Annotated in this window: 6 protein-coding genes and 1 pseudogene; 2 read left to right on the top strand and 5 right to left on the bottom strand. The window is 60.4% G+C overall.

Going from position 1 to position 4535, the window contains the following annotated elements; all coding sequences use genetic code 11:
* A pseudogene (locus IQ26_RS38615) lies at positions 1-243 on the bottom strand (helix-turn-helix domain-containing protein); the annotation flags it as partial.
* Positions 244-673: 430 nt separating this feature from the next.
* Between IQ26_RS38615 and IQ26_RS38610 the strand changes: the two are divergent.
* Entirely contained in the window at positions 674-856 is a 183-nt protein-coding gene (locus IQ26_RS38610; RefSeq protein WP_145723544.1) for a hypothetical protein, read from the top strand.
* A gap of 162 nt (positions 857-1018) precedes the next feature.
* On the opposite strand, the gene IQ26_RS38605 is transcribed toward IQ26_RS38610, so the two are convergent.
* The 3 genes from IQ26_RS38605 to IQ26_RS38595 form a co-directional block, all read right to left on the bottom strand.
* Complete coding sequence (locus IQ26_RS38605) at positions 1019-1600, bottom strand: NAD(P)H-dependent oxidoreductase (RefSeq protein WP_145723543.1); 582 nt, start codon at positions 1598-1600, stop codon at positions 1019-1021.
* Between the two features lie 52 nt (positions 1601-1652).
* Positions 1653-2660 carry an alpha/beta hydrolase gene (locus IQ26_RS38600; RefSeq protein WP_145723542.1) on the bottom strand — a complete coding sequence of 336 codons (1008 nt, stop codon included), beginning with the start codon at positions 2658-2660 and terminating at the stop codon, positions 1653-1655.
* Between the two features lie 293 nt (positions 2661-2953).
* The gene (locus IQ26_RS38595; RefSeq protein WP_145723541.1) at positions 2954-3256 is read right to left on the bottom strand and encodes a DUF982 domain-containing protein; all 303 of its coding nucleotides are present in this window, start codon (positions 3254-3256) and stop codon (positions 2954-2956) included.
* A 265-nt stretch (positions 3257-3521) separates the two neighbouring features.
* Here IQ26_RS38595 and IQ26_RS38590 point away from each other — a divergent pair, with 265 nt between their 5' ends.
* Positions 3522-3947: a hypothetical protein gene (locus tag IQ26_RS38590; protein WP_145723540.1), complete on the top strand. Its 426-nt coding sequence runs from the start codon at positions 3522-3524 to the stop codon at positions 3945-3947.
* Positions 3948-4227: 280 nt separating this feature from the next.
* Here IQ26_RS38590 and IQ26_RS38585 read toward each other — a convergent pair whose 3' ends face one another.
* The gene (locus tag IQ26_RS38585) at positions 4228-4464 is read right to left on the bottom strand and encodes a hypothetical protein (protein ID WP_145723539.1); all 237 of its coding nucleotides are present in this window, start codon (positions 4462-4464) and stop codon (positions 4228-4230) included.
* Positions 4465-4535: the final 71 nt, after the last annotated feature.

The raw sequence follows: 4535 nt of genomic DNA, 5'->3' as shown, positions 1-4535 counted from the left end.
CAGTTCCCCCGTCTCCGCCATCCGCCGGCGCACGAAGGCGGCATGCGGCGCCAGCTTGCCAACACCCGGCGCATGGCCCTGGCGGCGAGGTTCGAGCGACCCCGTTTCCCGCCGCAGCTTCATCAGCTCGTTCACGAAACGAGGCGAAATGCGGAAATGCCGGGCGGCTTCCCGGTGTCCGTGCCCCTCGTCGACATACCCAGCAACACGCTCACGCAACGCCATCGGTAGCGGCTTGCCCATCGCGGTTCTCCTTCAAACCGCAATGAATCACGCCGCAGCCTCAATGGGAATCCTGAATCACGTCAAACGCGACACGCTCTAGATGCAAAGGTCGGCATTCAGCCAATCATCCCGAAAGCGGGCCGTCCGCTTCTCGCGGCCCAAATAGGGCGTTCATTGTCTCGGCGCTGAGCGTCGGCAGTTGGCGCAACTTTCCTGTTCGAGAATCTGAAAATTTGGCGCAACCTTCACCTTGGCAGAGGCGAAGGTTTGACCCGTTCCAGTCGTTCTCGGCACACCTGATGAACGACTGCTGTGCGCCTCCCATGCCGCCGTAGAGATCGGCTTTGCAGCTCCCGAAAGCATTCGTAATCGGGCTTGCTCTGATGGAGAGGCAAGCTCCCTGATGTGATTGTGGTCTCGACGACCATAGCGAAGCAGGGAGATTGTGATGGGACACTATGTAGGTGTGGATGTTGGCCTCCGGTCCACGTCGCTGTGCATCATCGATGAGAAAGGCAAGGTGTGCCCGGAACGCGAGGTTGCATCCGAGATCGATGAATTAGCCGCCACGATACGAGGCTTTGCCGAGCATGTTGATGGTGTGGCTCTGGAAACTGGACTCCATGGCTGACGGCAGGTCTGCGGGCGGAGGGGTTCCGCGTGGTCGTCATGGATGCGCGCCATTTCCTGACCTTCGATGCGCTCCTCCAACCTGCCCTTCTCGCTACGACCCGATGCGGGTCAAAGACGTGACTGATAGACGTCTTTGCGAGGCTTATCCTGTGGGCGGTGGTCAGTCTCCCCGCCCTCCGTGATTGCGTATGTCCTCGATCCAGCGAGCGCGTTTCTTCTCATCCGCAAATGAGAGGCCAAAAAAACTTTCGCGAATCGGCTTGATTCCGGCGAAGCTCAAGATGCTACGCTCGAAACCGCGAACACCGTAGGCGCCGAAATACCAGCGATAAAGAAACACCGGCATTCCCATGGTGACGACGAGGCGAGCGGAGCGCCCGGCGAGTAGCCGCTTTGGAAAGCCGCCCTCTTTGTATTCCATAGCAAATCCGGGCCTGAAAATGTGCTCGAGAAAGCCCTTGAACAAAGCTGGCATGGTTCCGTGCCAAAGCGGAAACAGAAACACCCAATGCTCTGCCCAGCGCAGATCCTCCCGGGATTGCTCCAGGGCGGGCGGCAACGTCCCGGTCTCGAAATCCTCGATCGTACGCAGCAGCGGAAAGTCGAGCTTGGCCACTTCGATGCGGCGTACCTGATGCCCCGCTGCAGTCGCGCCTTCGGCATAAGCGTCGGCCATAGCGTGAAGGAGGTGTTGGCCAGCCGGGTCTGGATGGCCCTGGACAATAGCGATGCGCCTGGTCATCTGATGTGTTCCTCCACAGTCCGGGAAGGTCGCGACCGTTTCAAAGCGGCGGCTATGGCCGGGCTGACGCGGCCAAGGGAGGTTTGGACGACGGCCCCACCCTGGCCCGGGCAAGAAAGTCGCCGACCACCTCCCTTGCGTCCTCCTCGTGCCCCACAAGGAGGTGCCCGCCAGTGTGGTAGACGACCAACTTTGCGTTCGGAATGTTGCTCGCCGCGAACTCAGCCGCGGGCAGCGTGTTGAACAGGTCATCTCGGGCCGAGACGACCAAGGTGGGCGCGGCGATCTCTTCAAGAGGCAGGCGGTGAAGATCGGCCGTACTGTCGATGTTGATGCCAGGGAAACGCTGCGAAAGCGGCTCGATGCTCCGAACAATGGTCATCACGCGATTCCGCTCCTGCGCGGAGGCTGACTCAACCAATTCAGGCGGCACGCCGATGAAGCGGATGAGTACTGACGGTGCAATCTTCTCAGTCGCCCACCAGGCAAAGTCGGCCCCGGCATTGACCAGCCAAAAGACAAATGCGCTGCCGCGGCTCCCCTCGACCATTACAGGGCTCGCGGGCGCGTAGGTTCCGGGGACGATCAGAATGAGCGCCGACACCTTATCTGGATGGCGAAGTGCGAGTTCGATTGCCGAGCGGGCGCCAGCCGAGATGCCGACGACGATGACCCTATCAAGGTCCAGCGAGGAAAGCAGCGCCGCATGCGCATCGGCCTGGGCCGCAGTCGAAACATCGGAGGGGATCGACGTCCCCAGATAGCCGAAACGCGACGGGGCGATGACCCGAAAGCCGTCCCCGACGAGATCGGCAACGTTGGCCAAGCCCTGATCCCATCCGCCACCGGCACCGTGGATAGAAAGGAGCGGAATGCCATCGCCCCTATCAGCGTATTCGATCGGCCCGGCGGCGGTTTTCGCAACCTTGGCTCCGCTCTCGACCGCGGCACGCGCGCGGCTGATCTCATTGTTGTAGGACAGGAAAACCAGTCCGCCGGCGGCCAGCACAACGAGAGAGACTGCCAATAACAACCATCTGATCCCGACCATGACCGCCATTCTCGAAATCCACTTTGTGCCATCCTATTCGTTTGAGTCCGGGGCGCGCCTTGATGTACCGCAAACCGATCGCGACATGCTGGGGAAGGCCAGGAGCCACCCAATCTGGACCTCCGATGCTAGTTTCCGCGTTTCTGATCTCTGAAAGCGTGGGCCGGAAAAGGTGCGCCAAGTGCCGACCTTCCGGCCTCGTCTCCAGAGCCGCCCTTCGCTCTACGGCTTGAGTAGACCCCGACGCGCACCATGCCCATTCTGCCTCCGCGCCAATCGCACGCCGGCCGCCGAAAATGAGCTTACACCTGCACCCTTCCGCTGCCCGATTTGCAGGCAGCGATCCACTGCATCGCCGAGGTTGGGTCTTCCAATATGCCGGCCCGTTTCGCAAAGCCGATGAAGGCATTGCGCGCAGCGCTTACAGGCTTGTGCCCATCGTGTGCATCGTGGCACGCCCGAAGGGCGGTCTCGTGGATCAGGTCTCTGCGATCTTCCGGCCATTCATCGAGAAAATCGATTGCGTCTGCAAGGCTGGCAATCTCATGCACGATGTACGTCCCGCGCTTCACGAAGACGGGGGTGCTTAAGTCCTCAGCTTTCATTCGCTCCTCCCATTTGCTGAACGGCTTATCTGTGTGAAGAGGCCGCCGTCTCGATGCCCCGCGACCATCGCAGAATGTGTTGTCAGGGCGATGACGGTTCAAGCGGAAGAAGCAGTGTGATGCTCATCCTTGGCGGCGTCGGAAGAAAGCAAAAGATCGTCCACCACGTGCGATGAGGCGCAAGTGGCGGACATGAGGTTGGAAGGAAGCGCCCCCGTGGATAAGCGGAAGGAAATCGACCCCTGGAGCTCTCGTCGAAATTGATATGAGCGGGATCGTACGCAACGAGGTCAACGAGTCCAATGTGGCGTTTACCGAGGAAGCTCGCCGCAATGCCGAGGCCGCCGAGCAACGGCTACATGACGCCGCCGAAGCCGAAGCGGCGAAGGAAGCCGCGGGCGTCACGTTCGCGACCGACGAGGAACGGCAGCGTTTCATCAGGGCGAAGGCCGATGAACGCATGGATCGGTATGATGAGCGGCGAGCAGCATTGCCGCGCGGCACAAGTGCAAGCGCCGATTTGCAACGGGAAGGCCTCGCCCAATTGTCGGCGGCGCGGCTCAGCCCGGACGACACGTTCCGTTCCGGCGATGCACGTGAGCGGAACGACGGCCGACTTAGCCTCCATGTCCACGGCGGCCACTGGCCATGGCGGAAGAAATCGGGAGATGTATTCCGTTCCAACATGTAGGTAGTGCCCGGGGGAACCTTGGCCCTCCCCGAATCGGAAACCGGCAAGCCGTCTTCTATTCTCGATGCGCTTCAGCCCCTTCCAATTGATCGGTAATCGATTGCAGTCTGGCGAGCAGGCGCTTGTAGTCTTCGACGACATTGGCGGACATATGCGCCAAATGAACGGCCTCGCCCCAGTCATGAGAGGCTTCACGCGATCATGTCGCGGCAAGCCTCGATCTGCTGCTCGCGGATTGCAATCCGGTCGGCAATCGTTGGACCCCAAAGGGGGCGTGACCTCAATGGGCTTTGCTGCCAACACGCTCGGCTTCAGCGACTGCCTTTAGGTTCTTTGTCTTTCCGTGGTCTTCTTCGGCATTGGCGATGATTGAAAAGAAGGCTGCCCGCGCGATGTCCTTTTTCGAGGCCTCCGGATGCTCTTTCCTTGCGGCTTTCAGCAGCTGCTTGGGATTCATATCTGGCGTCACGACACGCATGAGGGTGTCAGCAATCGCCTGCATCTCTTCCGCTTCCATGACGGGAACTCCACAACTATCACAATGAGGCTAGCATACCAGCGCGGCTAGCCTGAAAAATTCACGGCGGG

It is taken from the genome of Mesorhizobium tianshanense, from assembly GCF_007830515.1.
Lineage (GTDB): Bacteria > Pseudomonadota > Alphaproteobacteria > Rhizobiales > Rhizobiaceae > Mesorhizobium > Mesorhizobium tianshanense.
This window is presented reverse-complemented; position numbering and strand designations above follow the sequence as displayed.